Origin of the sequence: Klebsiella sp. G-Nf4 (assembly GCF_002810615.1) — a bacterium.
GTDB lineage: Bacteria > Pseudomonadota > Gammaproteobacteria > Enterobacterales > Enterobacteriaceae > Klebsiella > Klebsiella variicola.
This window is the reverse complement of record NZ_PION01000003.1, coordinates 75,016-99,913: the sequence shown is the minus strand read 5'-3', so window position 1 is coordinate 99,913 and position 24,898 is coordinate 75,016. Positions and strand designations below refer to the sequence as shown.

General features: G+C 59.7%; 23 protein-coding genes. 14 read left to right on the top strand and 9 right to left on the bottom strand.

The window, feature by feature from the left end; all coding sequences use genetic code 11:
- Positions 1 to 32 precede the first annotated feature (32 nt).
- Genes CWM57_RS08665 through CWM57_RS08650 form a run of 4 tightly spaced genes read right to left on the bottom strand, consistent with a single transcriptional unit; the run spans position 33 to position 3,371 of the window.
- Positions 33 to 932: an ABC transporter substrate-binding protein gene (locus CWM57_RS08665; RefSeq protein WP_100675405.1), complete on the bottom strand. Its 900-nt coding sequence runs from the start codon at positions 930 to 932 to the stop codon at positions 33 to 35.
- A gap of 60 nt (positions 933 to 992) precedes the next feature.
- Entirely contained in the window at positions 993 to 1,661 is a 669-nt protein-coding gene (locus CWM57_RS08660; protein WP_004203269.1) for an ABC transporter permease, read from the bottom strand.
- Positions 1,661 to 2,290: an ABC transporter permease gene (locus CWM57_RS08655; protein WP_074385493.1), complete on the bottom strand. Its 630-nt coding sequence runs from the start codon at positions 2,288 to 2,290 to the stop codon at positions 1,661 to 1,663. Before CWM57_RS08655 ends, CWM57_RS08660 begins: the two co-directional genes overlap by 1 nt.
- On the bottom strand, positions 2,283 to 3,371 hold the full coding sequence (locus CWM57_RS08650; RefSeq protein WP_100675406.1) for an ABC transporter ATP-binding protein: 1,089 nt from the start codon (positions 3,369 to 3,371) through the stop codon (positions 2,283 to 2,285). Before CWM57_RS08650 ends, CWM57_RS08655 begins: the two co-directional genes overlap by 8 nt.
- A 756-nt stretch (positions 3,372 to 4,127) precedes the next feature.
- On the opposite strand from CWM57_RS08650, the gene tdcA reads away from it, so the two are divergent.
- The 5 genes from tdcA to pflB all read left to right on the top strand — a co-directional run bounded on the left by tdcA (position 4,128) and on the right by pflB (position 11,062).
- Entirely contained in the window at positions 4,128 to 5,066 is a 939-nt protein-coding gene (gene tdcA, locus CWM57_RS08645; RefSeq protein WP_100630704.1) for a transcriptional regulator TdcA, read from the top strand.
- 93 nt (positions 5,067 to 5,159) lie between these two features.
- Positions 5,160 to 6,149: a bifunctional threonine ammonia-lyase/L-serine ammonia-lyase TdcB gene (tdcB, locus tag CWM57_RS08640; protein ID WP_002910762.1), complete on the top strand. Its 990-nt coding sequence runs from the start codon at positions 5,160 to 5,162 to the stop codon at positions 6,147 to 6,149.
- Between the two features lie 25 nt (positions 6,150 to 6,174).
- On the top strand, positions 6,175 to 7,506 hold the full coding sequence (gene tdcC, locus CWM57_RS08635) for a threonine/serine transporter TdcC (RefSeq protein WP_004200322.1): 1,332 nt from the start codon (positions 6,175 to 6,177) through the stop codon (positions 7,504 to 7,506).
- A gap of 27 nt (positions 7,507 to 7,533) precedes the next feature.
- Positions 7,534 to 8,739 carry a propionate kinase gene (tdcD, locus tag CWM57_RS08630; RefSeq protein ID WP_074385494.1) on the top strand — a complete coding sequence of 402 codons (1,206 nt, stop codon included), beginning with the start codon at positions 7,534 to 7,536 and terminating at the stop codon, positions 8,737 to 8,739.
- A 28-nt stretch (positions 8,740 to 8,767) separates the two neighbouring features.
- The gene (pflB, locus tag CWM57_RS08625) at positions 8,768 to 11,062 is read left to right on the top strand and encodes a formate C-acetyltransferase (protein WP_100675766.1); all 2,295 of its coding nucleotides are present in this window, start codon (positions 8,768 to 8,770) and stop codon (positions 11,060 to 11,062) included.
- Positions 11,063 to 11,113: 51 nt separating this feature from the next.
- Here pflB and CWM57_RS27545 read toward each other — a convergent pair whose 3' ends face one another.
- On the bottom strand, positions 11,114 to 11,260 hold the full coding sequence (locus CWM57_RS27545) for a hypothetical protein (RefSeq protein ID WP_004225356.1): 147 nt from the start codon (positions 11,258 to 11,260) through the stop codon (positions 11,114 to 11,116).
- A gap of 289 nt (positions 11,261 to 11,549) precedes the next feature.
- Here CWM57_RS27545 and CWM57_RS08620 point away from each other — a divergent pair, with 289 nt between their 5' ends.
- The 5 genes from CWM57_RS08620 to CWM57_RS08600 all read left to right on the top strand — a co-directional run bounded on the left by CWM57_RS08620 (position 11,550) and on the right by CWM57_RS08600 (position 16,516).
- A complete protein-coding gene (locus CWM57_RS08620; RefSeq protein WP_162494489.1) occupies positions 11,550 to 12,608 on the top strand; it encodes a branched-chain amino acid ABC transporter substrate-binding protein in 1,059 nt (352 codons plus the stop codon).
- Positions 12,609 to 12,717: 109 nt separating this feature from the next.
- A complete protein-coding gene (locus tag CWM57_RS08615) occupies positions 12,718 to 13,632 on the top strand; it encodes an ABC transporter permease subunit (protein WP_004175489.1) in 915 nt (304 codons plus the stop codon).
- Positions 13,633 to 13,641: 9 nt separating this feature from the next.
- Positions 13,642 to 14,928 (top strand): high-affinity branched-chain amino acid ABC transporter permease LivM, encoded by a 1,287-nt coding sequence (livM, locus tag CWM57_RS08610; RefSeq protein WP_074385495.1) that lies wholly within the window; start codon positions 13,642 to 13,644, stop codon positions 14,926 to 14,928.
- Complete coding sequence (locus tag CWM57_RS08605) at positions 14,925 to 15,800, top strand: ABC transporter ATP-binding protein (RefSeq protein WP_061154166.1); 876 nt, start codon at positions 14,925 to 14,927, stop codon at positions 15,798 to 15,800. The genes livM and CWM57_RS08605 overlap by 4 nt, the downstream gene beginning before the upstream one ends.
- On the top strand, positions 15,797 to 16,516 hold the full coding sequence (locus CWM57_RS08600) for an ABC transporter ATP-binding protein (protein WP_023290181.1): 720 nt from the start codon (positions 15,797 to 15,799) through the stop codon (positions 16,514 to 16,516). Before CWM57_RS08605 ends, CWM57_RS08600 begins: the two co-directional genes overlap by 4 nt.
- Positions 16,517 to 16,521: 5 nt before the next feature.
- Here the strand turns inward: CWM57_RS08600 and CWM57_RS08595 are convergent, their stop codons facing one another.
- The gene (locus CWM57_RS08595; protein ID WP_008804342.1) at positions 16,522 to 17,415 is read right to left on the bottom strand and encodes a LysR substrate-binding domain-containing protein; all 894 of its coding nucleotides are present in this window, start codon (positions 17,413 to 17,415) and stop codon (positions 16,522 to 16,524) included.
- Between the two features lie 283 nt (positions 17,416 to 17,698).
- Between CWM57_RS08595 and pckA the strand changes: the two genes are divergently transcribed.
- Entirely contained in the window at positions 17,699 to 19,342 is a 1,644-nt protein-coding gene (gene pckA / locus CWM57_RS08590; RefSeq protein ID WP_012541305.1) for a phosphoenolpyruvate carboxykinase (ATP), read from the top strand.
- A gap of 49 nt (positions 19,343 to 19,391) precedes the next feature.
- Here pckA and CWM57_RS08585 read toward each other — a convergent pair whose 3' ends face one another.
- Entirely contained in the window at positions 19,392 to 19,868 is a 477-nt protein-coding gene (locus CWM57_RS08585) for a GNAT family N-acetyltransferase (protein ID WP_012541306.1), read from the bottom strand.
- Positions 19,869 to 19,968: 100 nt separating this feature from the next.
- On the opposite strand from CWM57_RS08585, the gene CWM57_RS08580 reads away from it, so the two are divergent.
- The 3 genes from CWM57_RS08580 (at position 19,969) to CWM57_RS08570 (ending at position 23,323) form a co-directional block, all read left to right on the top strand.
- Entirely contained in the window at positions 19,969 to 20,901 is a 933-nt protein-coding gene (locus CWM57_RS08580) for a LysR family transcriptional regulator (protein ID WP_012541307.1), read from the top strand.
- Between the two features lie 305 nt (positions 20,902 to 21,206).
- On the top strand, positions 21,207 to 22,502 hold the full coding sequence (locus tag CWM57_RS08575; RefSeq protein WP_074386166.1) for an MFS transporter: 1,296 nt from the start codon (positions 21,207 to 21,209) through the stop codon (positions 22,500 to 22,502).
- A gap of 11 nt (positions 22,503 to 22,513) precedes the next feature.
- Positions 22,514 to 23,323 carry a substrate-binding domain-containing protein gene (locus CWM57_RS08570; protein WP_165784162.1) on the top strand — a complete coding sequence of 270 codons (810 nt, stop codon included), beginning with the start codon at positions 22,514 to 22,516 and terminating at the stop codon, positions 23,321 to 23,323.
- On the opposite strand, the gene CWM57_RS08565 is transcribed toward CWM57_RS08570, so the two are convergent.
- Complete coding sequence (locus CWM57_RS08565) at positions 23,298 to 24,197, bottom strand: LysR family transcriptional regulator (protein WP_100675407.1); 900 nt, start codon at positions 24,195 to 24,197, stop codon at positions 23,298 to 23,300. The genes CWM57_RS08570 and CWM57_RS08565 overlap by 26 nt on opposite strands.
- 112 nt (positions 24,198 to 24,309) lie before the next feature.
- Positions 24,310 to 24,792: a cold-shock protein gene (locus CWM57_RS08560; RefSeq protein WP_012541308.1), complete on the bottom strand. Its 483-nt coding sequence runs from the start codon at positions 24,790 to 24,792 to the stop codon at positions 24,310 to 24,312.
- Positions 24,793 to 24,898: the final 106 nt, after the last annotated feature.

Here is a 24,898-nt window from a genome sequence, read left to right as displayed (position 1 = left end):
GCGGCTGAACGCCATCCGTGGCGGGGTGACGGTCAGTGTTGGGGGAGGTTGGCATTAACCCATTGCTCGGCGACGGCTGCCGGATCTTTATGCTGGAGATCCACCTGCTGGTTGAGGGCAATCAGCGTGGCATTGTCCAGCTTGCCGGAAACCTCATTGAGCACGGCGCTGATCTCCGGCGTCAGGCTGGCTTTGCGCACCAGCGGCACCACGTTCTGACTCGGTTGCTCATGTTTATCATCTTCCAGAACCACCCATTTCTCCTTCGCCAGGTTGCCCTGGGTGGAGACGACCGTCGCGACGTCGATTTTGCCCGAATTGAGCGCCAGCCGGGTCAGCGGTCCGCCCATGTCCAGCGATTTCACCGCTTTGAACTCAAGACCATAGACGCGCTTCAGCCCCGGCAGGCCCAGGGCGCGTACCGCCAGCTCCGGTGGTCCGCCGATCACCAGCTGCGGGGCGACGGGCTTCAGGTCGGAGAGGGTGCGCAGATGGTATTTCTCCGCGGTCTCGGCACGTACCGCCCAGGCGGTGATCGAAGTGGCCGGGGCCGGGGTCAACAGGGTGAAATCGTCGGGCAGGGCCTGGGCCAGCTCAGCGCTAACGGCCTGCTGGCTGGTGGCCTCGGTTTTGCCGTTATAAAAATTGAGCAGAGCGCCAAGATATTCCGGGACGATATCAATCTCACCGCTCTGCAGCGCCGGAATAATAATTTCCCGGTTGCCAAGGTTGAGACGGGTGTTGGCCTCGATATGATTTTTCTTTAACGCGCTGGCGTAGATGTTGGCGAGAATGGAGCTTTCGGTAAAGTTGGCCCCGCCCACCGTGACGCTGGCGGCAAGGCTGCTAACGCTCAGGCTGAATAGCCCGGCAGCCAGCAGCGAGAGACGAAATCGACGGGCGGTGACGGCCTTGCCAAATAATTGCTTCATAATACCTCTTTTATTTTCAGGTTAATCAGCCCCAGGCGCTGGGGTCATGTCAGTTTCACGCTAATAAGGCGCGGCAATACGGCGATGAACCAGACGGCCGGCGCAGCGGGCGAAAAGCAGTTCACCGCCTATCGCCAGCAGGGAAACCACCAGCGAGCCGCCGATCACCTGCGGGATATCCCGCTGCCCGAGGCCGTCGATCAGAAAACGTCCCAGCCCGCCCAGACCGGCATAGGCCGCGACCACCGCCGTGGCGATAAGCTGAACCAGCGCCGTGCGCACCCCAGCGAGGATCAGTGGCGCCGCCAGCGGGATCCGCACCTGCCACAGGCTTTGCCAGGGGGTCATGCCCAGCGCGATGGCCGCATCGCACAGTGGACGGTCGGCGTGATAAATCCCCACCCAGGTGTTAGTGAGAATGGGCGGGATCGAGAGCGCGATAAGCGCCGCCAGCACCGGGATATCGTTAAAGCCAAAAACAATGATGCATAATAAAATCAGCCCTAACGACGGAATGGCGCGGCCGAGATTAAACAGGTTGATCACCACAAAGGCGCCTTTGCGCCAGTAGCCCAGCGCAATGCCGAGCGGCAGGGCAATGGCGCAGGCCACGGCCATACTGACCAGCACGTAATAAAGGTGTTGGCCGAGGCGCAGCAAGATGCCCTCGTCACCCAGCCAGTGCTCCGGCTGGGTTAGCCAGTGAAAGGTGGCGAGAAGCAGCGTCATCATTCGGTCCACGGCGTTAGCCAGTCGCCAAGACGGGCAATCAGCCCGTCAAAGACCAGCGACAGGAGCAGGCTCAGGACCAGGCTAACGACAATCGGCGTCAGAAAGTCCTGATTAAAACCCGCCAGCAGCAGCTGCCCCAGCCCGCCCTGGCCGATCAGCGCCGTGACGGTGACCAGGCCGACCAGCGTCACCGAGGCAATGCGCAGCCCGGCAAACAGAGAGGGCAGCAGCAGCCACAGCTCGATATCGAAGAAGCGGAACCCGCGGGTGTAGCCGAGCGCCCGCGCGGACTCCAGCGCCGCCTGCGGCAGCTTCTCCATGCCTGCCAGCACGTTGCGCAGCAGGATCAGCAGGGAGTACAGCGTCAGGCCAATCAGCGAGGTGGTCAGCGACAGCCCGGTAAACGGCAGCAATAAAATAAACAGCGCCAGCGAGGGAATGGTAAAGAGCACGCCGCACAGGGTGATGAGCGGCTGCGCCGTCGCGGGCCAGCGTAAGGTCACCGCTAACAGGCCGCCGGTGAGCAGGGAGCCGAAAAGCAGGGCCAGCAGGACCATCCGCGCATGCTGCCAGAGCAGATCGCCGATCATCGCGCGGTTATCGATAACCCAACCCCAGTCAATCATGAGATCGCACCCCCACCGCGCCGTCGAGCACCTGCTGCAGCAGGGTGTGGGATACCGCCCCCTGGTATTGTCCTTCGTCATCCACATGCACCAGCACGCCGGTCGCCACGTCGAGCAGCGCGCTGTAGGCAAAACGCAGGCTGTGGCTGCTGGCGAGCGGGCGCTCCACCGGCAGGGTGAGGCCCCGCTGCGGATCAAACCAGTGCAGCGGGCGTCGCTGGCGGTCAAGCACCAGACGCAACGGGCTGGCCAGCGGTGGATGGGCGCTGGCGATCGGCGTCAGCGCTTCGTCGAGCAGGGGGACATCGTGACGCGGCAGCTGGCCGACCTGTATCATGCCCAGCCGCTTCAGATTGGGTTCCGGGCCAATAAAGCGGCGCACGAACTCGCTCGCCGGGTGGGCCAGAATACGGTCGGGGGTATCAAACTGCGCCAGCACGCCGCCTTCCTGGAAAATGGCGATTTTATCGCCGAGGCGGATCGCTTCATTGATGTCGTGGGTCACTAATACAATGGTTTTCTGCAGCCGCTGCTGCAGGAGCAAGAGCTCATCCTGAAGGCGTTCGCGGACCACCGGGTCGATGGCGGCGAAAGGCTCATCCATCAGTAAAATGGGCGGATCGGCGGCGATAGCGCGGGCGATGGCCACACGCCCCTGCTGGCCGCCGGAGAGCTGATGCGGATAGCGGTGCAGCAGATGACTATCGAGCGACATCAGCGCCACCAGTTCGTCAATCCGCGCGCGGATCCGCGCTTTGCTCCAGCCCGCCAGCCGCGGCACGGTAGCGATATTTTGCGCCACGGTACGATGGGGAAAGAGCGCAGCGCTTTGCATCACGAAGCCGATCTGGCGGCGGATCTGGATAATATCAGCGTCAGCGAGGCGGACGCCCTGAATATAGACGTCGCCGCTGTCGGGAATATCCAGCTGGTTAATCATCCGCAGGATAGTCGTTTTTCCGCAGCCGCTAGGGCCGACGAAGGTGCAGAATTCGCCATGATCAATATCCAGACTGAGGTCGCGAATGGCCGGCTGGGCGCTGCCTGGATAGGTTTTAAAAAGATGCGCTAATTTTATCATGGCGGAATTTAACACTCTGAATAATAAAGTCCTGACCCGGATAAACTGGCGCCGGGATCCTGGCTCAAACTACAGAGCGCCTGCGGGGAGGGCAAATACGTTATTTGCATTTGCATAGTGAAAAGCTGGTTAATCAGTTGCTATGGAAGAGAGGCCGGGAAGTTGTTTTATGGATTTGTGATCGGCAACACAAATGACTCTCAAGCGGCCACCGTAAAAGATAAATTACCAGGGTTGATTTTAATCAAGGTATGACCGCCTGCGATATGGCGGAAAAAGCAGCGCCGTCCGCCGCCAAGAAAAACAAGATTGTGAATTTAATGTTTCTTTGGTGTAAATAATGACCGCGCATTTTCCCCAACCGCTGGGGATAAAATGTGATGCCCAACCGGCTTGTCGTTAAATAACGGCGTTTATTACGTCTGCTTTTTATTGTTTACAGCATTAATTTAATTTTGGGATTTTCCACCAGCCTGACAGTGATGGTCGAATAGCGTACAAAAGGCGTATTTTTTATCGTCATTTTAGCGGCGCTGTTATCGCCATCAATTATTTTTATCCCCGCATTCGCGCACGCCGGAAGTCGCATAAAGAATACTCATTTTTATTATAACTTAATGATTTTAGTGTTTTTATTTTTGTTGGCGAAGTCTGGCTATCCGCCGCGGCGGAGCCTTTGTGAGAGCTCTCACATAACCCGGCAATCGCGATTTGTTACACTTTCCGCCGTCAACAAAGGAATGAAAGTGAGACGCGATGAATACTTTTTCTCTGCCTAAAACACAGCATCTGGTGGTTTTCCAGGAAGTGATCCGCAGCGGGTCAATCGGGGCCGGAGCAAAAGTGTTAGGACTCACTCAGCCGGCGGTCAGTAAAATCATTGGTGACATGGAAAGTTATTTTGGCAGCGAATTAATCGTCCGGCGAAATACCGGCGTCTCGCTCACCGAGGCCGGGCAGGTATTTCTCAACTGGTCAGAAGCGATCACCCGTGAAATGAAAAATATGGTCAATGAAATGAATGCTCTGACCAACAGCGCGGTGGTGGATGTCTCCTTTGGTTTCCCTTCGCTGGTCGGGTTTACCTTTATGTCGGAGATGGTGCATCAGTTTAAAATGACCTTCCCGAAGGCGCGGGTATCGATGTATGAAGCGCAGCTCTCCGCTTTTTTACCGGCGATCCGCGACGGGCGTCTCGACTTCGCCATCGGGACGCTGAGTGATGAGATGAAACTGCAGGACCTGCACGTCGAGCCGCTGTTTGAGTCTGAGTTTGTGCTGGTGGCGAACCGGGCGCGGATCGGCAACGGCACCGTCCGCCTGGCCTCGCTCCAGCATGAGCAGTGGGTGCTGCCGGAGACCAATATGGGCTATTACAGCGAACTGCTGGCCACCCTGCAGCGCAGCGGCATCCGCCGCGAAAATATCGTCAATACCGATTCGGTGGTGACGATCTATAACCTGGTACTCAATGCCGATTTTCTGACGGTGATCCCCTGCGACATGACCACGCCGTTCGGCTCGAGTCAGTTTGTCACCATCCCCATTAAAGAGGCCTTGCCGGTAGCGCGCTATGCGGCGGTATGGTCGAAGAATTACCGGCTTAAAACCGCGGCGGCGTCGCTGGTGGAGATGGCGAAACAGTACTCTTCGGGGCAGGGCAACCGCCACTGGCAGCCAATAGAAATTGCCTGACTGATATTGATTAAATAACCCAACACACTTCCTCGCTGTTATCAGCAGGATGACGCCCGGTCATTGACTTTATATTAAGATACAGAGGCCATCATGCATATTACCTACGATCTTCCGGTATCCATTGACGATATTCTCGAGGCGAAGCAACGCCTGGCGGGAAAAATATATAAAACGGGCATGCCCCGCTCGAATTATTTTAGCGAACGCTGCCAGGGGGAAATATTCCTTAAATTCGAAAATATGCAGCGCACGGGATCATTTAAAATCCGTGGCGCCTTTAATAAGCTCTGCGGTTTAACCGCGGCGGAAAAACGCAAAGGGGTGGTGGCCTGTTCGGCGGGCAACCATGCGCAGGGGGTCTCGCTCTCCTGCGCCATGCTCGGCATTGACGGGAAAGTGGTGATGCCGAAAGGGGCGCCGAAATCGAAAGTCGCCGCCACCTGCGATTATTCGGCAGAGGTAGTCCTGCATGGCGATAACTTTAACGATACCCTCGCCAAAGCCAGCGATATTGTTGAACTTGAGGGGCGTATTTTTATTCCCCCCTATGACGACCCGCAGGTGATTGCCGGGCAGGGAACGATTGGTCTCGAAATATTAGAAGATCTGTATGACGTGGATAATGTCATCGTGCCGATTGGCGGCGGGGGATTAATTGCCGGCATCGCGATTGCGATTAAATCCATTAACCCGACGATCCGCATTATTGGCGTGCAGTCAGAAAATGTTCACGGGATGGCCGCCTCCTGGTATGCCGGGGAGATCACCAGCCATCGCCACGCCGGCACCTTAGCCGATGGTTGCGATGTCGCCCGGCCAGGGAAACTGACTTATGAAATCGCCCGCCAGCTGGTGGATGACATCGTCCTGGTCAGTGAGGACGACATTCGCCAGAGCATGGTCGCCTTAATTCAGCGCAATAAAGTGATCACCGAAGGGGCCGGGGCGTTGGCCTGCGCCGCGTTATTAAGCGGCAAACTAGACAGCTATATCCAGAACCGCAAAACGGTCAGCCTGATTTCCGGGGGCAATATCGATCTCTCGCGGGTATCGCAAATTACGGGTTTTGTTGACGCTTAATTCAATACATAAGTGAGGACAGGATATGAGTACGACTGAGAGCATTGCATCCAGCCAGACAAGCCTTTCGTCCTGGCGTAAATCTGACACCACCTGGACCCTGGGCCTGTTTGGCACCGCTATCGGCGCCGGGGTGCTGTTTTTCCCTATTCGCGCTGGCTTCGGCGGGCTGATCCCGATCCTGGTGATGCTGGTGCTGGCCTATCCCATCGCCTTTTATTGCCATCGGGCGCTGGCCCGGCTATGCCTGTCGGGGGCTAACCCCTCCGGCAATATCACCGAAACGGTGGAAGAGCATTTTGGCAAAACCGGCGGGGTGGTGATCACCTTTCTGTACTTCTTCGCCATTTGCCCGCTGCTGTGGATTTATGGCGTCACGATCACCAATACCTTTATGACCTTCTGGGAGAACCAGCTGCAGATGCCGGCCCTCAACCGCGGGGTGGTGGCGCTGCTCCTGCTGCTGCTGATGGCGTTTGTCATCTGGTTTGGTAAAGACCTGATGGTCAAGGTGATGAGCTATCTGGTGTGGCCGTTTATCGCCAGCCTGGTGGTGATCTCCCTGTCCCTGATCCCTTACTGGAATAGCGCGGTGATTGACCAGGTCAACCTCAGCGATATCGCCTTAACCGGTCACGACGGCATTCTGGTGACGGTATGGCTGGGCATCTCCATCATGGTGTTCTCCTTTAACTTCTCGCCGATCGTCTCCTCATTTGTGGTCTCCAAACGCGAAGAGTATGAAGCGCAGTTTGGCCGGGAGTATACCGAACGCAAATGCTCACAGATCATCTCCCGGGCCAGCATGCTGATGGTGGCGGTGGTGATGTTCTTCGCCTTCAGCTGCCTGTTTACCCTCTCGCCGCAGAACATGGCGGACGCCAAGGCGCAAAATATCCCGGTGCTCTCCTATCTGGCGAACCACTTTGCCTCGATGTCGGGCACCAAATCCACGTTTGCCACCCTGCTGGAGTATGGCGCGTCGATCATCGCCCTGGTGGCCATCTTCAAATCGTTCTTCGGCCACTATCTCGGCACCCTCGAGGGGCTGAACGGTCTGATCCTGCGCTTCGGCTATAAAGGGGATAAAACCCGGGTCTCCAGCGGCAAGCTCAATACCCTGAGCATGGTGTTCATTATGGGCTCGACCTGGGTGGTGGCGTATGCCAACCCCAATATCCTCGACCTGATTGAGGCCATGGGCGCGCCGATTATCGCCTCGCTGCTGTGCCTGCTGCCGATGTACGCCATTCGTAAAGCGCCTTCGCTGGCCAAATACCGTGGCCGTCTCGATAACCTCTTTGTGACCGCCATTGGTCTGCTGACCATCCTCAATATCGTTTACAAACTGTTCTAATCCGGCTCAGGCCACGCGGAGTACAACATGACTGAATTTCCGGTAGTACTGGTGATTAACTGCGGCTCGTCGTCGATCAAATTTTCCGTACTGGACGCCGCCAGCTGCGACTGCCTGCTGAACGGCGTGGCCGAGGGCATCAACGCGGAACGGGCGTTTCTCTCGCTCAACGGCGGCGAGCCGGTGGCGCTGGCGCAGCGCGGCTATGAAGGCGCCCTACAGGCGATTGCCGGGGCATTAGCCCAACGCGACCTCATCGACAGCGTGGCCCTGATTGGCCACCGCGTTGCCCACGGCGGCGACCTCTTCACCGAGTCGGTCATTATTAGCGAGGAGGTTATCACTAACATTCGCCAGGTATCGTCCCTGGCCCCGCTGCATAACTACGCCAGTCTCAGCGGCATCGCCTCGGCGCAGCGGCTGTTTCCGCAAGTGATGCAGGTGGCGGTCTTTGATACCAGCTTTCACCAGACCCTGGCCCCGGAAGCTTTTCTCTATGGTCTGCCGTGGGAGTATTACCAGAACCTCGGGGTACGCCGCTACGGTTTCCACGGTACCTCGCACCGCTATGTGTCCCGGCGCGCCCTGGCGCTGCTCGGGTTGCCGGAGCAGGAGAGCGGCCTGGTGATCGCCCACCTGGGCAATGGCGCCTCGATCTGCGCGGTGCGCAACGGCCGCAGCGTGGACACCTCGATGGGAATGACGCCGCTGGAGGGGCTGATGATGGGCACCCGCAGCGGCGATGTCGACTTCGGCGCCATGGCGTGGATTGCCGGGGAAACCCGGCAGACCCTCAGCGACCTGGAGCGGGTGGCCAACACCGCCTCCGGCCTGCTGGGGATCTCCGGCCTTTCCTCCGACCTGCGGGTGCTGGAGCAGGCGTGGCATGAGGGCCATGCCCGCGCCCGCCTGGCGATTAAAACCTTTGTCCATCGCATCGCCCGTCATATTGCCGGTCACGCCGCCGCGCTGCAGCGTCTCGACGGCATTATTTTCACCGGCGGGATTGGCGAGAACTCGGTGCTGATCCGTCGGCTGGTGAGCGAGCGGCTGGCGGTCTTTGGCCTTGAGATGGACGTCGCCCGCAACCAACAGCCTAATTCGGTCGGCGAACGCCTGATCTCCGCCGACGCCAGCCGGGTGCGCTGCGCGGTTATTCCTACCAATGAAGAGCGCATGATTGCCCTTGATGCGATCCGCTTAGGGCGGATCCACACGGCGGCGCTGGCCTGACTTTTTATTCTGTAGAGAGACGATGTTCATGAAAGTAGATATCGATACCCAGGATGTACGATACGCCGAGGCCTGGCAGGGCTTTCGCGGTACGGCGTGGCAAACGCAGATCGACGTCCGCGATTTTATTCAGCATAACTACACCCCTTACGAGGGCGATGAGTCTTTCCTCGCCGACGCGACGCCAGCGACCACCGCCCTCTGGGAGCAGGTAATGGCCGGGATCCGCGTCGAGAACGCCACCCATGCGCCGGTGGATTTCGACACCAATGTCGCCACCTCCATCACCGCCCACGCGGCGGGCTATATCAACCAGCCACTGGAAAGGATCGTCGGCCTGCAAACGGACCAGCCGCTGAAGCGCGCCCTGCATCCTTTTGGCGGCATCAATATGATCAAAAGCGCCTTCGAGGCCTATGGCCGCGAAATGGATCCCGACTTTGAGTATCAGTTTACGGCGCTGCGCAAGACCCACAATCAGGGGGTATTTGACGTCTATTCCCCGGATATGCTGCGCTGTCGCAAGTCGGGGGTGCTCACCGGGCTACCGGACGGCTATGGCCGCGGACGGATCATCGGCGATTACCGTCGCGTGGCGCTGTACGGCATCCGCTATCTGGTTCGCGAACGTGAGCTGCAGTTTGCCGACCTGCAGCCAGCCCTGGAGCGCGGCGAGGCGCTGGAGGCCACCCTGCGCCTGCGCGAAGAGCTGGCCGAACAGCGGCGCGCGCTGCAGCAGATGCAGGAGATGGCGGCCCGCTACGGCTGCGATATCGCCCACCCGGCGCGCACTGCCCGGGAGGCGGTGCAGTGGCTGTACTTCGCCTACCTGGCGGCGGTGAAGTCGCAGAACGGCGGCGCCATGTCGCTGGGGCGCACGGCCACCTTCCTCGACATCTATATCGAACGCGATCTGCGGGCGGGTCGGCTCAATGAACAGCAGGCCCAGGAGCTCATTGACCACTTCATCATGAAGATCCGCATGGTGCGTTTCCTGCGCACCCCGGAATTTGACACGCTGTTCTCCGGGGATCCCATCTGGGCGACGGAGGTGCTGGGCGGCATGGGGCTGGATGGTCGCACCCTGGTCAGTAAAACCACCTTCCGTTACCTGCATACTCTGCACACCATGGGGCCGGCGCCAGAGCCCAACCTGACCGTGCTCTGGTCACAAGCGCTGCCGGTGGCGTTTAAAAAATATGCCGCCCGGGTCTCTATCGCCACCTCGTCGCTGCAGTATGAGAACGACGATCTGATGCGCAGCGATTTTCACAGCGACGACTACGCCATCGCCTGCTGCGTCAGCCCGATGGTGATCGGCAAGCAGATGCAGTTCTTCGGTGCCCGCGCCAATCTCGCCAAAACGCTGCTCTACGCGATTAACGGCGGGGTGGATGAGAAACTGAAGATCCAGGTGGGGCCGAAAACCGACCCTCTGCGTGATGAGGTGCTGGACTATGACACCGTGATGGCCAGCCTCGACCACTTTATGGACTGGCTGGCGGTGCAGTACATCAGCGCGCTGAACATCATCCATTGTATGCATGATAAGTACAGCTACGAGGCGGCGCTGATGGCGCTGCACGACCGCGACGTCTACCGCACGATGGCCTGCGGCATCGCCGGCCTGTCGGTGGCGGCGGATTCGCTGTCGGCGATAAAGTATGCCCGGGTGAAGCCGGTGCGCGATCACCACGGGCTGGCGGTGGACTTTGTCATTGAGGGCGATTATCCGCAGTACGGCAACAACGACGATCGGGTCGATGCCATCGCCTGCGACCTGGTGGAGCGCTTTATGCGCAAAATTCAGGCGCTCCCCACCTGGCGTCAGGCGGTGCCGACCCAGTCGATCCTGACCATCACCTCCAACGTAGTATACGGACAGAAAACCGGCAATACGCCGGACGGACGTCGGGCGGGGACGCCGTTCGCCCCGGGGGCCAACCCGATGCATGGCCGCGACCGGAAAGGGGCGGTGGCGTCGCTGACCTCGGTGGCGAAACTGCCGTTTACTTACGCTAAAGATGGCATTTCGTATACCTTCTCCATCGTGCCGGCGGCCCTCGGCAAAGCCCCGTCGGCGCAGGAAAACAACCTGGTGGGGCTGCTGGACGGCTACTTCCACCACGAGGAGACGGTGGAGGGGGGACAGCATCTTAACGTCAATGTGCTGAACCGGGAAAAGCTGCTCGATGCGATAGAACACCCGGAGCAGTATCCGAATCTGACGATCCGCGTCTCCGGCTATGCGGTCCGCTTTAACGCGCTGACCCGCGAGCAGCAGCAGGATGTGATCTCCCGAACGTTCACCAGCCAACTCTGAGCGGCCGCCAGGCCACAGGAGAGCCTTTAACGGGCTCTCCTGTTATCATCTTCACATTACCGCAACAAAATAATCACCACTGTTGATCATATTCGCATTTTTGCACCACGCTGGCGCGCAGCGACCGCTAACTGCATCTATGTTTAGCTCACGGGCCGGTACGGATACCGCGTTGTCCGGCTCGCCACGTGATGGCAACCGATCTCCTGACCTGAAAGGGAATGCGCCCTTGCCGGATGCGGCACGGGTTGCCGTCGCGTGCGCACTGACCGGGGCGTCCGCGCTCCGGCGCGACCTCTCTACCTGGCGGGATTTTTGCTTCTTCCACCCTGGCCGTCCTGGCGCTGCGCCAACGTCGGCACCACACAGTAAGTGATATTTTCTGCGTCATTCCATGACGCCAGGCTTTACATCGCTGAGGAATATCCGAATGTCTTTGAAACTGAAAACAATGACGCTTCATGTTGTGATAGCAGGTTGTATGAGCATGGCCTTTTACGCCCAGGCAGACGTGAAGATCGGCGTCGCCGGGCCCTTTACCGGACCCAACGCCACCTACGGCGCCCAGTACTGGAAGGGGGCCTCGCAGGCGGTGGCCGATATCAATGCCGCCGGTGGCATCAAAGGCGAAAAGATTGTGCTGGTGCAGGGGGATGACGCGTGCGAACCGAAGCAGGCGGTGGCGGTGGCCAACCGGCTGGTGGACGAAGCGAAAGTCTCTGCCGTGGTGGGGCACTTTTGCTCTTCCTCAACGATGCCGGCCTCCGAGGTATATGACGAAGCCGGGATCCTGACCATTACCCCCGGCTCGACCAACCCGCAGATCACTGAGCGCGGCATGAAGGACCTTTTCCGCATGTGTGGTCGTGACGATCAGCAGGGGGCGATTGCCGCCAACTATATGCTGGATGTGCTGAAGGCGAAGAAAATTGCCGTCATCCACGATAAAGACACCTATGGTCAGGGGCTGGCCGATGCCACCCGCGCGGCGCTGGCGAAGCGGGGCACCAAAGAAGTGTTGTACGAAGGCCTCTCCCGCGGTGAAAAAGACTTTAACGCCCTGGTGACCAAGATCGGCGCCCTCAAGCCGGACGTGGTCTACTTTGGCGGCTGTCACCCTGAGGCGGGCCCGCTGGTGCGTCAGATGCGCGAGCAGGGGGTGCAGGCTAAATTCTTCTCCGGCGACTGTATCGTCACCGAGGAGCTGGTGACGGCCGCCGGCGGGCCGCAGTTCACCAACGGCGTGCTGATGACCTTTGGTCAGGACCCGCGCACCCTCCCGGAAGGCAAAGCGGTGATCGAGAAGTTCCGCGCCAGCGGCTTTGAACCAGAAGGCTATACCCTCTACGCCTACGCTTCCATTCAGGCCATTGCCGCGGCCTGGAACGCCGTGGGTACCGATAACGCCAAAGCCAGCGACTGGCTGAAGAGCCACGACGTCGATACGGTGATGGGCAAGAAAGCCTGGGATGGCAAAGGCGACCTCAAGGTGTCCGACTACGTGGTCTATCAGTGGGACGACAAGGGCAAATATCACCAGCTCTGATCGGCCACGACCTGAGGACGCTCTGTCCTTTTGACTTGCGAATCGTCACATGAGGGCGGTCGACCGGGAACGGAACCCGGCGGCCGTCTGCCTGGCGGCTGGAGGGGCTATGACGGCGTTTTTTCTGCAACAACTGATCAATGGGCTGACGCTGGGCGCAGTGTACGGCTTAATCGCCATCGGCTACACCATGGTGTATGGGATCATCGGCATGATCAACTTCGCCCACGGCGAGGTGTATATGGTCTCCGCCTATCTGTGCGCCATCGGCCTGGCGCTGCTCTCTTTCTTCGGGATCCACTCCTTTCCGCTGCTGATTTTCGCCACCCTGGTGTTCACCATCGTGGTCACCGGCGTATATGGCTGGGCGATCGAGCGCATCGCCTACCGGCCGCTGCGCAACTCGACGCGGCTGGCGCCGCTGATCTCGGCTATCGGAATGTCGCTGATCCTGCAGAACTATGTCCAGCTGAGCCAGGGGCCGAACCAGCAGGGGATCCCGACGCTGCTCAGCGGCGCGCTGCGCATGACGGTGGGCGATGGGGTGGTGCAGATCACCTGGACCAAAGTGTTTATTCTCGTCGCGGCGCTGGTGGGGATGCTGATCCTGACCTGGATTATCCAGTACACCCGGCTGGGGCGCATCTGTCGCGCTACCCAGCAGGATCGGCGCATGGCGGCGATCCTCGGCATCAATACCGACCGGGTGATCTCCCTGGTGTTTGTCATCGGCGCGGCGATGGCCGGTCTGGCCGGCGTGCTGGTGACCATGAACTACGGCACCTTCGACTTCTATATCGGATTTATTATCGGCATCAAAGCCTTCACCGCCGCGGTGCTGGGCGGGATCGGCTCGCTGCCTGGCGCGATGCTGGGCGGACTGCTGCTCGGGGTGGCCGAGGCGCAGTTCGCCGGGCTGGTGAATTCGGATTACAAAGATGTCTTTTCCTTTGCGCTGCTGGTGGCGATCCTGATTTTTCGCCCGCAGGGGCTGCTGGGACGTCCGCTGGTGGCCAAGGTCTAAGGAGGCTTTATGGGTGAATTTACGCGCCAGCCTGCGCGGGATATCAAAAGCGCGCTGATCGACAGCGTGCTGGCCGGTCTTTGCGCGTTAATTGTCTTTGGCCCGATCGTCGGCGTGGTGCTCAAAGGGTATGGTTTTACACTCGCGCCCGCGCGGGTGGCGATCCTGGTGGCGGTGGTGATGGCCGGCAGGCTGGCGCTCAGCCTGCTGCTGCAGAGTGGTCGGGGAAAAGCCTTTATTGCCCGCTTTGAGGGGGCAGATGACGGGGTGTACGTCCGGCCGCCGGGCTACCGCTCGCGGCTGCGCTGGATAATGCCGCTGCTGGTGGTCCTGGCCATCGCCTTTCCGCTTCTCGCCAGCAAATACCTGCTGACCGTGGCGATCCTCGGCCTGATCTACGTTCTGCTTGGCCTGGGGCTGAATATTGTGGTGGGCCTCGCGGGTCTGCTCGATCTGGGGTATGTGGCGTTCTACGCCATCGGCGCCTACGGCCTGGCGCTGGGCTACCAGTACCTCGGCCTCGGCTTCTGGGCGATGCTGCCGCTGGGGGCGGTGATGGCGGCCCTCGCCGGGGCGTTGCTGGGCTTTCCGGTGCTGCGCATGCATGGCGACTATCTGGCCATCGTCACCCTCGGCTTTGGCGAAATTATCCGCCTGGTGCTCAACAACTGGGTGAGCTTCACCGGGGGGCCCAACGGCGTACCGGTGCCGTCCCCCACGCTGTTTGGCCTTGAGTTTACCCGCCGGGCTAAGGATGGCGGCATCCCCATCCATGAGTTTTTCCACGTCAGCTACAACCCCAACCTGAAATTTATCTTCCTCTACGCCGTACTGTGCCTGGTGGTGATGCTGGTACTGCTGGTGAAACATCGTCTGACGCGGATGCCCATCGGCCGCGCCTGGGAGGCGCTGCGCGAGGATGAGATCGCCTGTCGGGCAATGGGGCTCAACCACGTGCTGGTGAAGCTCTCGGCGTTTATGCTCGGCGCGTCGACCGCCGGCATCGCCGGGGTGTTCTTCGCCAGCTATCAGGGGTTTGTTAACCCGACGTCGTTCACCTTTTTTGAGTCGGCGCTGATCCTGGCGATCGTGGTGCTGGGGGGAATGGGCTCCACCCTGGGAGTGGTGCTGGCGGCGTTTGTCCTGACGGTCACTCCGGAGTTGCTGCGCGGTTTTGACGAATATCGGGTGCTGCTGTTCGGCGTGCTGATGGTGGTGATGATGATCTGGCGGCCGCGCGGCCTGGTGCGCACCAGCCGCAGTGGGGTTGCGTTGCGAAAAGGAGTCGCGCCATGACCGACAGCATCTTACGCGTTGAGCATCTGATGATGCATTTCGGCGGCATCAAAGCGCTGAATGATGTCAATCTGGAGGTGGAGCGGGGGTCGATCACCGCCCTGATCGGCCCCAACGGCGCGGGCAAGACCACGGTGTTTAACTGCCTGACCGGTTTTTACCGGGCGACGGGGGGCAGTATCGTGCTGCGGGCGCGGGAAAAGGTCACCGATGTTATTCAGGTGCTGGGGCAGAAGCTTCACCCGGACGATTTTCTTCACCCGGCGCAGCTGGGACGGCGGATCTATTACAAGATGTTCGGTGGCACCCATCTGGTGAACCGCGCTGGCCTGGCGCGCACCTTCCAGAACATTCGCTTATTCCGCGAGATGTCGGTGATTGAGAACCTGCTGGTGGCCCAGCATACCCAGGTTAACCGCCATCTGCTGGCCGGGATCCTCAATACCCGCGGGTATCGGCAGGCGGAGAGTCAGGCGCTGGACCGCGCTTTTTACTGGCTGGAGGTGGTGGAGATGGTGGACTGCGCCAACCGTCTGGCGGGGACCCTCTCCTACGGACAGCAGCGGCGGCTGGAGATCGCCCGCGCCATGTGTACCCGCCCGGAGATGATCTGTCTGGACGAGCCGGCCGCCGGCCTTAACCCAGTGGAAACCCAGGCGCTGAGCCGGATTATTCGCTTTCTGCGCCAGCAGCACGACATTACGGTGTTGTTGATCGAACATGATATGGGGATGGTGATGGAGATTTCGGATCATATCATCGTCCTCGATCACGGGGACGTCATCGCCCGCGGCGCGCCGCAGGCGATCCAGGCCAACGCCAGCGTGATTGCCGCCTATCTTGGCGCTGAGGAAGAGGAGACGCGCCGATGAGCCAGCCATTGCTTGCTTTTGATGAGGTGGATGTCTTCTACGGGCCGATCCAGGCCCTGAAGCAGGTCTCCCTCACCGTCAACGAGGGGGAGACGGTGGCGCTGATCGGCGCCAACGGCGCCGGTAAATCAACGCTGCTGATGTCGGTCTTCGGCCAGCCGCGCATTGCCGGCGGGGAGATTTTCTATCGCGGGGAGGCGATCAGCCGGAAATCGACCCACTTTATCGCCAGCAACGGTATCGCCCAGGCCCCGGAAGGGCGGCGCATCTTTCCCGATATGACCGTCGAGGAGAATCTGCTGATGGGGACCATTGCCATCGGCAACCGCTATCAGGCCGAAGACAAGGCGCGGATGTACCAGCTGTTCCCCCGGCTGGAAGAGCGGCGGGGACAGCGGGCGATGACCCTCTCCGGCGGCGAGCAGCAGATGCTGGCCATCGCCAGGGCGCTGATGAGCCGACCGCGCCTGCTGCTGCTGGATGAGCCGAGCCTGGGGCTGGCGCCGCTGGTGGTGAAGCAGATTTTTCAGATCCTGCGCGAGCTGACGGCCCAGGGGATGACGCTGTTTCTGGTGGAGCAGAATGCCCGCCATGCCCTTAACCTGTCGGACCGCGCCTATGTGATGGTGAACGGCCAGATCCGCCTGAGCGGCAGCGGCCAGGCGCTGCTCAACGACCCGGAGGTGCGTAAGGCATATCTGGGGATCAGCGGCTGAGGGGGTTATTCCCGCGGTTCGTTACGGGTTTTAATGTGCTGCCAGAAACGTTCGGCGGCCTGGTTAAGCCGCGAGCCGGAGCGGTAGAGCCAGGCGCCGATGGGCAGCGACAGGCGGTCATCGAGGATCGTCAGTCGGCCTTCGTCCAGCTCGCGCTGAATAGAGTATTGCGGTAGCCAGCCCACGCCGTCGCCATTGAGGATCATGCGCTTGAGCAGCTCGCTCATGGAAGAGACAAACGTAAGGGAGAAGGTGATCTCCGGCGTACGGTCGATCACCTGATTGACCTGGCGCCCCATATAGCTGTCGTTGGCGTATTTCATCAGCGGCAGCACGCCGCGATGTAAATGAAACAGCGGGCGGCCATGTTCGTCGCAGGGGGAGACCAGGTGCAGGTAAGAATCAAAAATTTTATGATTAATAAACGGATAGTTCATTAATTCTTCATTATAGAAGGAGAGGATAAAATCGCTTTTTCCCTCTTTCAGATTAAATACGGCGTCGTTGACGTTAATCGATTCAACATGAAAAGTCTTATTTTTACGGTCGGTGTAACCGGCGATGATTTCCGGCAGCAATAACACCGACAGCGAAGGGGCCGCGTCGATTCTTATTTTCTGGGTCGTGTTATTTAACCCCTTAATACGACTGATCTGAAAATCCATGTCATCGAGCATATTTCGCGCATAGCCGACAAAAATTTTCCCGCGGTTGGTCAGCTGCAGGGGGTTGGCGCTACGATCGAAGATGCTGAATCCGAGGGAGGCCTCCAGCGACTGGATGCGCCGGCTGAACGAGGACTGAGAGATGTTGCGGGCTTTGGCCGCCAGGGTAAAGCTGCGCGACTCCTCGAGGGCAATCACATCATACAGCCATTTTACTTCCAGATTTGCCAACACCGATCCAGTCCTCAAAAACGTAATAAAGGCTATGCAATTTTAGCATAGCGCATAGAAACTATGCAATTAACATAATTATCGACAGGTGTTAACATTTTTTGGAAAGTTGAGATTTATGAATGCATATCGGCGACCCTACATGAGCACGATATGAAATCGCGACTCACGGTTATTTATTGCTTTATTTTATTGTCCAGGACTTATCTTATTAAATCGCCGGCGACGATGACGAAAGCAATGAATAACCCAGGCCTCTTACCTTAAATAGTTTGTCAGGAGTTCCATGTCACAACAAATTGAATCAGTTAAAATGGCTCTGCAGGAGCTGGGGATTAATGCAAGCGGCGAATTCTTTTACAACCCTGATTACGATTTGCTTATTGCACATGAAACCGCTCCTGAGCTGACCGGCGCGGCCCGCGGCGTGATGACCGACTCTGGCGCTGTGGCTGTTGATACCGGGATCTTCACCGGCCGTTCACCGCGCGATAAATATATCGTCCGCGACGAACAGACTCGCGACACCGTCTGGTGGGCAGACTCCGGCCTCGGCCGCAATGACAATAAACCGTTATCGCCAGACGTGTGGCGCAGCCTGAAAAGCCTGGTCGCGGGCCAGCTGAGCGGTAAAAAACTGTACGTCATCGACGCCTGGTGCGGCGCCAGCCCGGACACTCGCCTTGGCGTACGCTTCGTTACCGAGGTGGCGTGGCAGGCTCACTTTGTCAAAAACATGTTTATCGTGCCGAGCGCAGACGAGCTGGCCAGCTTTACGCCAGACTTCGTGGTGCTCAACGGCGCGGGCTGCACCAATGCCAACTGGCAGGCGCAGGGGATGAACTCCGAGAACTTCGTCGCCTTTAATCTCAGCGAGCGTATTCAGCTCATCGGCGGCACCTGGTACGGCGGCGAAATGAAGAAAGGGCTGTTCTCGGTCATGAACTACCTGCTGCCGCAGAAAGGCATCGCGTCGATGCACTGCTCGGCCAACCGTGGCGAAGCAGGGGACGTGGCGCTGTTCTTCGGCCTCTCCGGGACCGGCAAAACCACCCTGTCGACCGATCCGCATCGTCAGCTGATTGGCGATGACGAGCACGGCTGGGACGATGACGGCGTGTTTAACTTTGAAGGCGGCTGCTACGCCAAGACCATCAATCTCGACCCGCAGGCGGAGCCGGAGATTTATGGCGCCATCCGCCGCAATGCGCTGCTGGAAAACGTGGTGGTGCGCGCTGACGGCAGCGTGGATTATGCCGACGGCAGCAAAACCGAAAACACCCGCGTCTCCTATCCGCTGTCGCATATCGACAATATCGTCAAGCCGGTGTCCCGTGCGGGCCATCCGTCGAAGGTGATTTTCCTTGCCGCCGACGCGTTTGGCGTCCTGCCGCCGGTCTCCCGTCTGACCACCGAGCAGATGCAGTACCATTTCCTGTCGGGTTTCACCTCGAAGCTGGCGGGTACCGAGCGCGGCATTACCCAGCCGACGCCGACCTTCTCCGCCTGCTATGGCGCGGCGTTCCTGCTGCTTCACCCAACCCAGTACGCCAGCGTACTGGCGGCGAAGATGGCGGAATCCGGTGCGGAAGCCTGGCTGGTCAACACCGGCTGGAACGGCGAGGGCAAACGCCTGTCGCTGCGCGATACCCGCAGCATCATTAGCGCGATCCTCAACGGCACTACCGGCCCGCTGCGCGATGAGGCCATCCCGGTGTTCGGTCTTGCGATCCCGCAGAGCATTCCAGGGGTAGACAGCGCGGTGCTGGATCCGCGCAATGGCTGGAGCTCAGCGGATAAGTGGCAGGAGAAGGCCGAGAGCCTGGCTCAGCTGTTTATGGATAACTTTAAGCAGTACAGCGATACCGAAGCGGGCGCGCGTCTGGCGCTGGCCGGTCCGCAGCTGCAGAATAGCGCGGTCGAAGCCTGATCCGCGGCCAGCAGGTCGACGCCTGGCGCCGACCTGCTGGCGAGCCGCTTTACTCCGCAAAGGCCCGCAGCGCATCGCCCGTGAGGCGATAACGCACCCACTCATCCTGCGGCTGCGCGCCAATGCTCAGATAGAAATCAATCGCCGGCTGGTTCCAGTCGAGCACGCTCCACTCCAGACGCCCGCACTGACGCTGTACAGCATATTGCGCGATGGTTTTCAGCAGCGCTTTTCCGGCGCCTATCCCGCGAAAGTCGGGGGTGACGTACAGATCCTCCATATAGATACCATTGCGTCCAAGCCAGGTGGAATAGCTGGTGAAGAACACCGCGTAGCCCACCGCTTTGCCCGCCACCTCGCAGATCAGCGCTTCGGTTTTGCTGCCGCTGGCAAACAGCGTCTCTCTGATCTCCTCTGCCGTCGTCACCACCTCTTCAGGGGCTTTCTCGTAGACCGCGAGTTCATAAATCATGTCGTAAATAGCGGTGGCGTCGTCCGGGGTGGCCTGGCGGATCGTGATGCTCATGGGGCGTCCTGTATCAATAGTCAAAAGAGAGAGCAAAATTGCTGACCCTGAGGATAAGCGGTATTGTGAAAAGAATTAAGTGCAATGAAATCAGCAAACGATGAATATTATGCATCCTGTCCTGCGCCGGATTGACCTCAACCTGCTGCCGGTCTTTGACGCGGTCTATCGCTCCCGCTCGGTGCGCCTGGCGGCGGAAGAGCTGGCGATGAGCACCTCGGCGCTGAGCCACGCGCTTTCCCGGCTGCGCAGCGCCCTCAACGACCCGCTGTTCTATCGCGAAGGGCACCGGATGTGCCCCAGCGTCTATGCCAGCCAGCTGGCGCCCTCTATTGCTTCGGCGCTGAAGTTTCTTAACCAGGAGCTGACGCCGCCGGCGGCGTTTGTGCCGGCCGCCAGCACCGACTGCATGCAGATTGCGATCACCGATTTCACCGCGTTCTGCGTCTTTCCGACGCTGATGCACCACCTGCAGCGTGAGGCGCCTGGGCTGCGGTTTGAGCTCCGTTATCTGCCCCACAGCCCGGCGCTGACCGAGCTGCTGGCGGGCGAGGTCGACCTGGCCCTCGGGTTCAATACCCCTGACGAGCCAGCCCATCCCGATCTTGAGGAGATTAACTGGCTGCGGGACGAATATGTGGTCATCAGCCAGGCCGACCGGACGGCGCTGACCCTGGACGCCTACCTTGCGGCCCGTCATCTGGTGGTGACCCCGTGGAATGAGCAGCAGGGGGTCCTGGACTGTGAGCTTGAGCGGCAGGGCTATTCGCGGCAGGTGGCGATGAAAACCCCCTCGATGCTGAGCGCGCCCTTCATTATTGAGCAGAGCGACCTGTTGATGGCGCTGCCCCGGCGAGCGGCGGAGACGATGGCCCGCGCCGCCCGGCTGACCATTTTCCCGCTGCCGTTTCCGGTTCCGCCGTTTGACGTCAAGATTTACGCTCACCAACGCAGCGGGAAACGCGAGGCTACCCGCTGGCTGATCGCTCTGTTGCAGACGCTGGTGGGGGAGTCCGCCGCTTCCGCTTCCTGACGCGCTTTGCGGCCGGCAGCGTGTATCCTCACCCCAGGCCAGGGTTTTTATGCCGTCAACCCACGGCGACGTATCCTGGCCTCGGTCACAAAACGGAAAACTGACTTTTTCGCCGTCACCCGCGGCGTGGTTAGCACGGCATGTGTTAAATGATTGTATGTAAAAGTAATGTTAATTAGTTAAATGTTATTCATGCGTAAAATGCATTAATGGATGCGTTTATTACGCTTATTTCGTTCCCGGTTCTGTTTCAGTCTTCAGCAACAGGCGCGCGACAACGCGTGGATAACAAACTGGAGACCTGCATGCATTCGACAACCTCACTGATGAGTACCCGTGACCGGATCGGCGCCATCCTGCGCGTCACGTCCGGTAACTTTCTCGAACAGTTCGACTTTTTCCTGTTCGGGTTTTATGCCACCTACATCGCACATACCTTTTTTCCGGCGAGCAGTGAATTCGCCTCGCTGATGATGACCTTCGCGGTCTTTGGCGCCGGCTTTTTGATGCGCCCCATCGGCGCCATCGTTCTTGGCGCCTACATCGACAAGGTGGGGCGGCGCAAGGGGCTGATCGTCACCCTGTCGATCATGGCCACCGGCACCTTCCTGATCGTGCTGATCCCCTCTTACCAGACCATTGGCCTGTGGGCGCCGCTGCTGGTGCTGATCGGCCGTCTGCTGCAGGGCTTTTCCGCTGGCGCCGAGCTGGGCGGGGTGTCGGTCTATCTGGCCGAGATCGCCACGCCGGGCCGCAAAGGCTTTTACACCAGCTGGCAGTCGGGTAGTCAGCAGGTTGCCATCATGGTGGCGGCCGCGATGGGCTTTGCCCTCAACGCGGTGCTGGAGCAGAGCGCCATCAGCGGCTGGGGCTGGCGCATTCCGTTCGTCTTCGGCTGCCTGATCGTACCGTTCATTTTTGTCCTGCGCCGTAAGCTGGAGGAGACCCAGGAGTTTACGGCCCGCCGCCATCATCTGGCGATGCGCCAGGTGTTCGCCACGCTGCTGGCGAACTGGCAGGTGGTTATCGCCGGGATGATGATGGTGGCGATGACCACCACCGCGTTCTACCTGATCACCGTCTATGCGCCGACCTTTGGTAAAAAGGTGCTGATGCTCAGCGCCTCTGACAGCCTGCTGGTTACGCTGCTGGTGGCGATTTCCAACTTCTTCTGGCTGCCAGTGGGCGGGGCGCTGTCTGACCGCTTTGGCCGCCGACCGGTGCTGATTGCCATGACCCTGCTGGCGCTGGCTACCGCCTGGCCTGCGCTGACCCTGCTGGCGAACGCGCCGAGCTTTTTGATGATGCTGAGCGTGCTGCTGTGGCTGTCGTTTATCTACGGCATGTACAACGGGGCAATGATCCCGGCGCTGACCGAAATTATGCCCGCCGAAGTGCGCGTGGCAGGTTTCTCGCTGGCCTACAGCCTGGCGACCGCGGTATTTGGCGGCTTCACGCCGGTGATTTCCACGGCGCTGATCGAGTATACCGGTGATAAAGCGTCTCCCGGCTACTGGATGAGCTTTGCCGCGGTCTGCGGCCTGCTGGCCACCTGTTATCTCTATCGCCGTAGCGCCGTTGCGCTGCAGACAGCACGTTAATCAGGGAGAAGATGATGCGTAAAACGACAGGAACCCTGCTGGCCACGCTGCTGCTGGCCGCCACCGGCGGCAGCGCGCTCTCCGCAGAGGTCACCGTGATGATCTCCGGCGGCTTCAAAGCGGCGCTGGAAAAGCTGGCCCCGGCGTGGGAAAAACAAACCGGCAACCACCTCGTGGTGATCCCCGGCCCGTCGATGGGGAAAACGCCGCAGGCGATCCCTAACCGCCTGGCGCGGGGCGAACACGCGGACGTGGTGATTATGGTCGGGGACGCGCTGACCAGCCTCGAGAAAGCGGGCCGTACACAACCGGATTCGCGCCGGGAGCTGGCCGACTCGCCGATCGGCGTGGTGGTGAAGGCGGGGGCGCCGCTGCCGGCTATCCACAGCGCAGACCAGCTGCGGGCGACGCTGCTGGCGGCGCCGTCGGTCGCTTACTCCGACAGCGCCAGCGGACGCTATGTTAGCTCGACGCTGTTCCACACCCTGGGCATTGATGACGCGATGCAGAGCAAAGCGCAGATGGTGGAGCGCATTCCGGTGGCCTCGGAAGTAGCGAAGGGACGGTATGCGATCGGTTTTCAGCAGGTGAGCGAACTGCTGCCGGTACCCGGCGTGACCTTCGTTGGCGAACTGCCGGATAACCTGCAGTACATCACCCGCTTTGCCGGGGCGGTGACCATCAGCGCCGACCACCCGCAGGAAGGCAAGGCGCTGCTGGCGTATCTGGCCTCACCGGCGGCGCAGGAGACCATCCACGCCACCGGTATGCGAAGCGTGGCAGCCGCCGCGCCGGTCAGCCAGAAGGATACTGTTCAATAATCAGCTTCTCCAGCTCTGCCGCCACGTAGGACTGAATACGGCCGCTGAGGCGGATCAGGCCTACCGTACGCGTGACCACCGGGTCAGTGAGCGGCACAGCGCGGAGAACGGAATGCTCCCCGGCGGGCATCGACATCGCGGGCACGGCGGCAATGCCGATGCCCGCTTCCACCATCCCCAGCATCGTGGTGACGTGGCGGGTTTCGCAGATACTTGGCCGCGCCGGCGTCAGATGCGCCAGCTCCCGGTCAAGCAGCGTCCGGTTGCCCGAGACCCGATCCAGGCCAATATAATCCTGTTCAAAATACGCCTGCCAGCTAAGGTGCGTCTTGCGCGCCAGCGGATGATCGTACCGACAGGCGGCCACATAGCGGTCGTCGGCCAGTGGCGTGAATTCGAGACTGGCTGGCAGGTTTTTGGCAAAACAGAGGCCAAAGTCAGCCTGTCCGCTGCTGACCGCCTCGATCACATTGCCGACGCTGCTGTCAGTCAACCGGATGCGCACCTGGGGATAACGCGCCTGAAAGCTGCGAATGATTTCCGGCATAAAGTAGTAGGCGGCGGAGGGCACCGTCGCCACCGTCACCAGCCCGGTGCGCGCCTTGCTGACCTGGCTGATATCCGCCAGCACCGTCTCGACATGGGCCAGCAGCTGCTCCGAACGTTCGGCAAAATTCTGCCCATACAGCGTGAGGGTCACCCGCCGGGTGGTACGTTCGAACAGCCGGTTGCCCAGCGCCGTCTCCAGCTTTTCGATGCGTCGGCTAAGGGCCGACTGCGACAGGCAGATGGATTCGGCCGCCAGCCGAAAACTGCCATATTCCATCAGGGCGCGAAAGGCGTAGAGATCGTTGAAGTCAAAATTTACGGGCATGGCGGCGGCATCCTTATCGGCTGTCTGGCGCCATCGCCCCGTCCGGCGAGGGGCGATGGCGGGTAGCATATCGGGCAGGTCTTCGGGCGCGCGGGAAACCGCGCGCCGGGGCTTACACCTTAAGCAGTTTTACCGTGGCATCGATATCGATTTCGTCTTCCGAGAAGATCAGGGTTGTCCCCTGAAAGGTGGTGATCGCCAGCTTTTTCACCGAACGCATCTCTCCCGGCTGCACTGTGGATTTTGGCCGGATGCTGTTCATCAGCAGCCCGACCGACAGCACCGCGTTTTCTTTATCGACGCGGGTCTCGACCGGCTCCTCCTCATGGTACACCACATAGGATTTAATGGAGGTCAGCTTCAGCCGCTCGCCGGCAATATAGATATATTTGCTCTCCGGAATGACCTTCACCGCGTAGGCCGACAGCCCTTTATTGTTGGTGGTAGGTTCGAAAGTCACCGCCGCGTCTTTCTTGATAAGATCAGGATTGGCGACCTTAATCACGTGAAAATAACGATTTTCGCCGTTTTCATCTTTGATAAATCCAAAACCTTTATCTTTAAACCACGTTGTGATTGTTCCGTTCATCGCCATTACCGTATTACTCGTTGGTTAACACAAATTTTGCAGCGCGCAGTGTAAAGCACATTGCCTGTGCAGGCCATGCCTTTGCGATAAGTGTGGGTGATAAATGACGCCG

Excerpts from the sequence above, each read along its gene's own strand:
- livM (WP_074385495.1), top strand. The coding sequence starts at position 13,642 with ATGGGTGAATTTACGCGCCAGCCTGCGCGGGATATCAAAAGCGCGCTG.
- tdcB (WP_002910762.1), top strand. The coding sequence starts at position 5,160 with ATGCATATTACCTACGATCTTCCGGTATCCATTGACGATATTCTCGAG.
- CWM57_RS08585 (WP_012541306.1), bottom strand. The coding sequence starts at position 19,868 with ATGAGCATCACGATCCGCCAGGCCACCCCGGACGACGCCACCGCTATT.
- tdcC (WP_004200322.1), top strand. The coding sequence starts at position 6,175 with ATGAGTACGACTGAGAGCATTGCATCCAGCCAGACAAGCCTTTCGTCC.
- tdcD (WP_074385494.1), top strand. The coding sequence starts at position 7,534 with ATGACTGAATTTCCGGTAGTACTGGTGATTAACTGCGGCTCGTCGTCG.
- CWM57_RS08605 (WP_061154166.1), top strand. The coding sequence starts at position 14,925 with ATGACCGACAGCATCTTACGCGTTGAGCATCTGATGATGCATTTCGGC.
- CWM57_RS08620 (WP_162494489.1), top strand. The coding sequence starts at position 11,550 with ATGGCCTTTTACGCCCAGGCAGACGTGAAGATCGGCGTCGCCGGGCCC.
- CWM57_RS08580 (WP_012541307.1), top strand. The coding sequence starts at position 19,969 with ATGAATATTATGCATCCTGTCCTGCGCCGGATTGACCTCAACCTGCTG.
- CWM57_RS08660 (WP_004203269.1), bottom strand. The coding sequence starts at position 1,661 with ATGACGCTGCTTCTCGCCACCTTTCACTGGCTAACCCAGCCGGAGCAC.
- CWM57_RS08570 (WP_165784162.1), top strand. The coding sequence starts at position 22,514 with ATGATGCGTAAAACGACAGGAACCCTGCTGGCCACGCTGCTGCTGGCC.
- CWM57_RS08575 (WP_074386166.1), top strand. The coding sequence starts at position 21,207 with ATGCATTCGACAACCTCACTGATGAGTACCCGTGACCGGATCGGCGCC.
- CWM57_RS08600 (WP_023290181.1), top strand. The coding sequence starts at position 15,797 with ATGAGCCAGCCATTGCTTGCTTTTGATGAGGTGGATGTCTTCTACGGG.
- CWM57_RS08655 (WP_074385493.1), bottom strand. The coding sequence starts at position 2,290 with ATGATTGACTGGGGTTGGGTTATCGATAACCGCGCGATGATCGGCGAT.
- CWM57_RS08565 (WP_100675407.1), bottom strand. The coding sequence starts at position 24,197 with ATGCCCGTAAATTTTGACTTCAACGATCTCTACGCCTTTCGCGCCCTG.
- CWM57_RS08560 (WP_012541308.1), bottom strand. The coding sequence starts at position 24,792 with ATGGCGATGAACGGAACAATCACAACGTGGTTTAAAGATAAAGGTTTT.
- pflB (WP_100675766.1), top strand. The coding sequence starts at position 8,768 with ATGAAAGTAGATATCGATACCCAGGATGTACGATACGCCGAGGCCTGG.
- CWM57_RS08615 (WP_004175489.1), top strand. The coding sequence starts at position 12,718 with ATGACGGCGTTTTTTCTGCAACAACTGATCAATGGGCTGACGCTGGGC.
- tdcA (WP_100630704.1), top strand. The coding sequence starts at position 4,128 with ATGAATACTTTTTCTCTGCCTAAAACACAGCATCTGGTGGTTTTCCAG.
- CWM57_RS08665 (WP_100675405.1), bottom strand. The coding sequence starts at position 932 with ATGAAGCAATTATTTGGCAAGGCCGTCACCGCCCGTCGATTTCGTCTC.
- CWM57_RS08650 (WP_100675406.1), bottom strand. The coding sequence starts at position 3,371 with ATGATAAAATTAGCGCATCTTTTTAAAACCTATCCAGGCAGCGCCCAG.
- pckA (WP_012541305.1), top strand. The coding sequence starts at position 17,699 with ATGTCACAACAAATTGAATCAGTTAAAATGGCTCTGCAGGAGCTGGGG.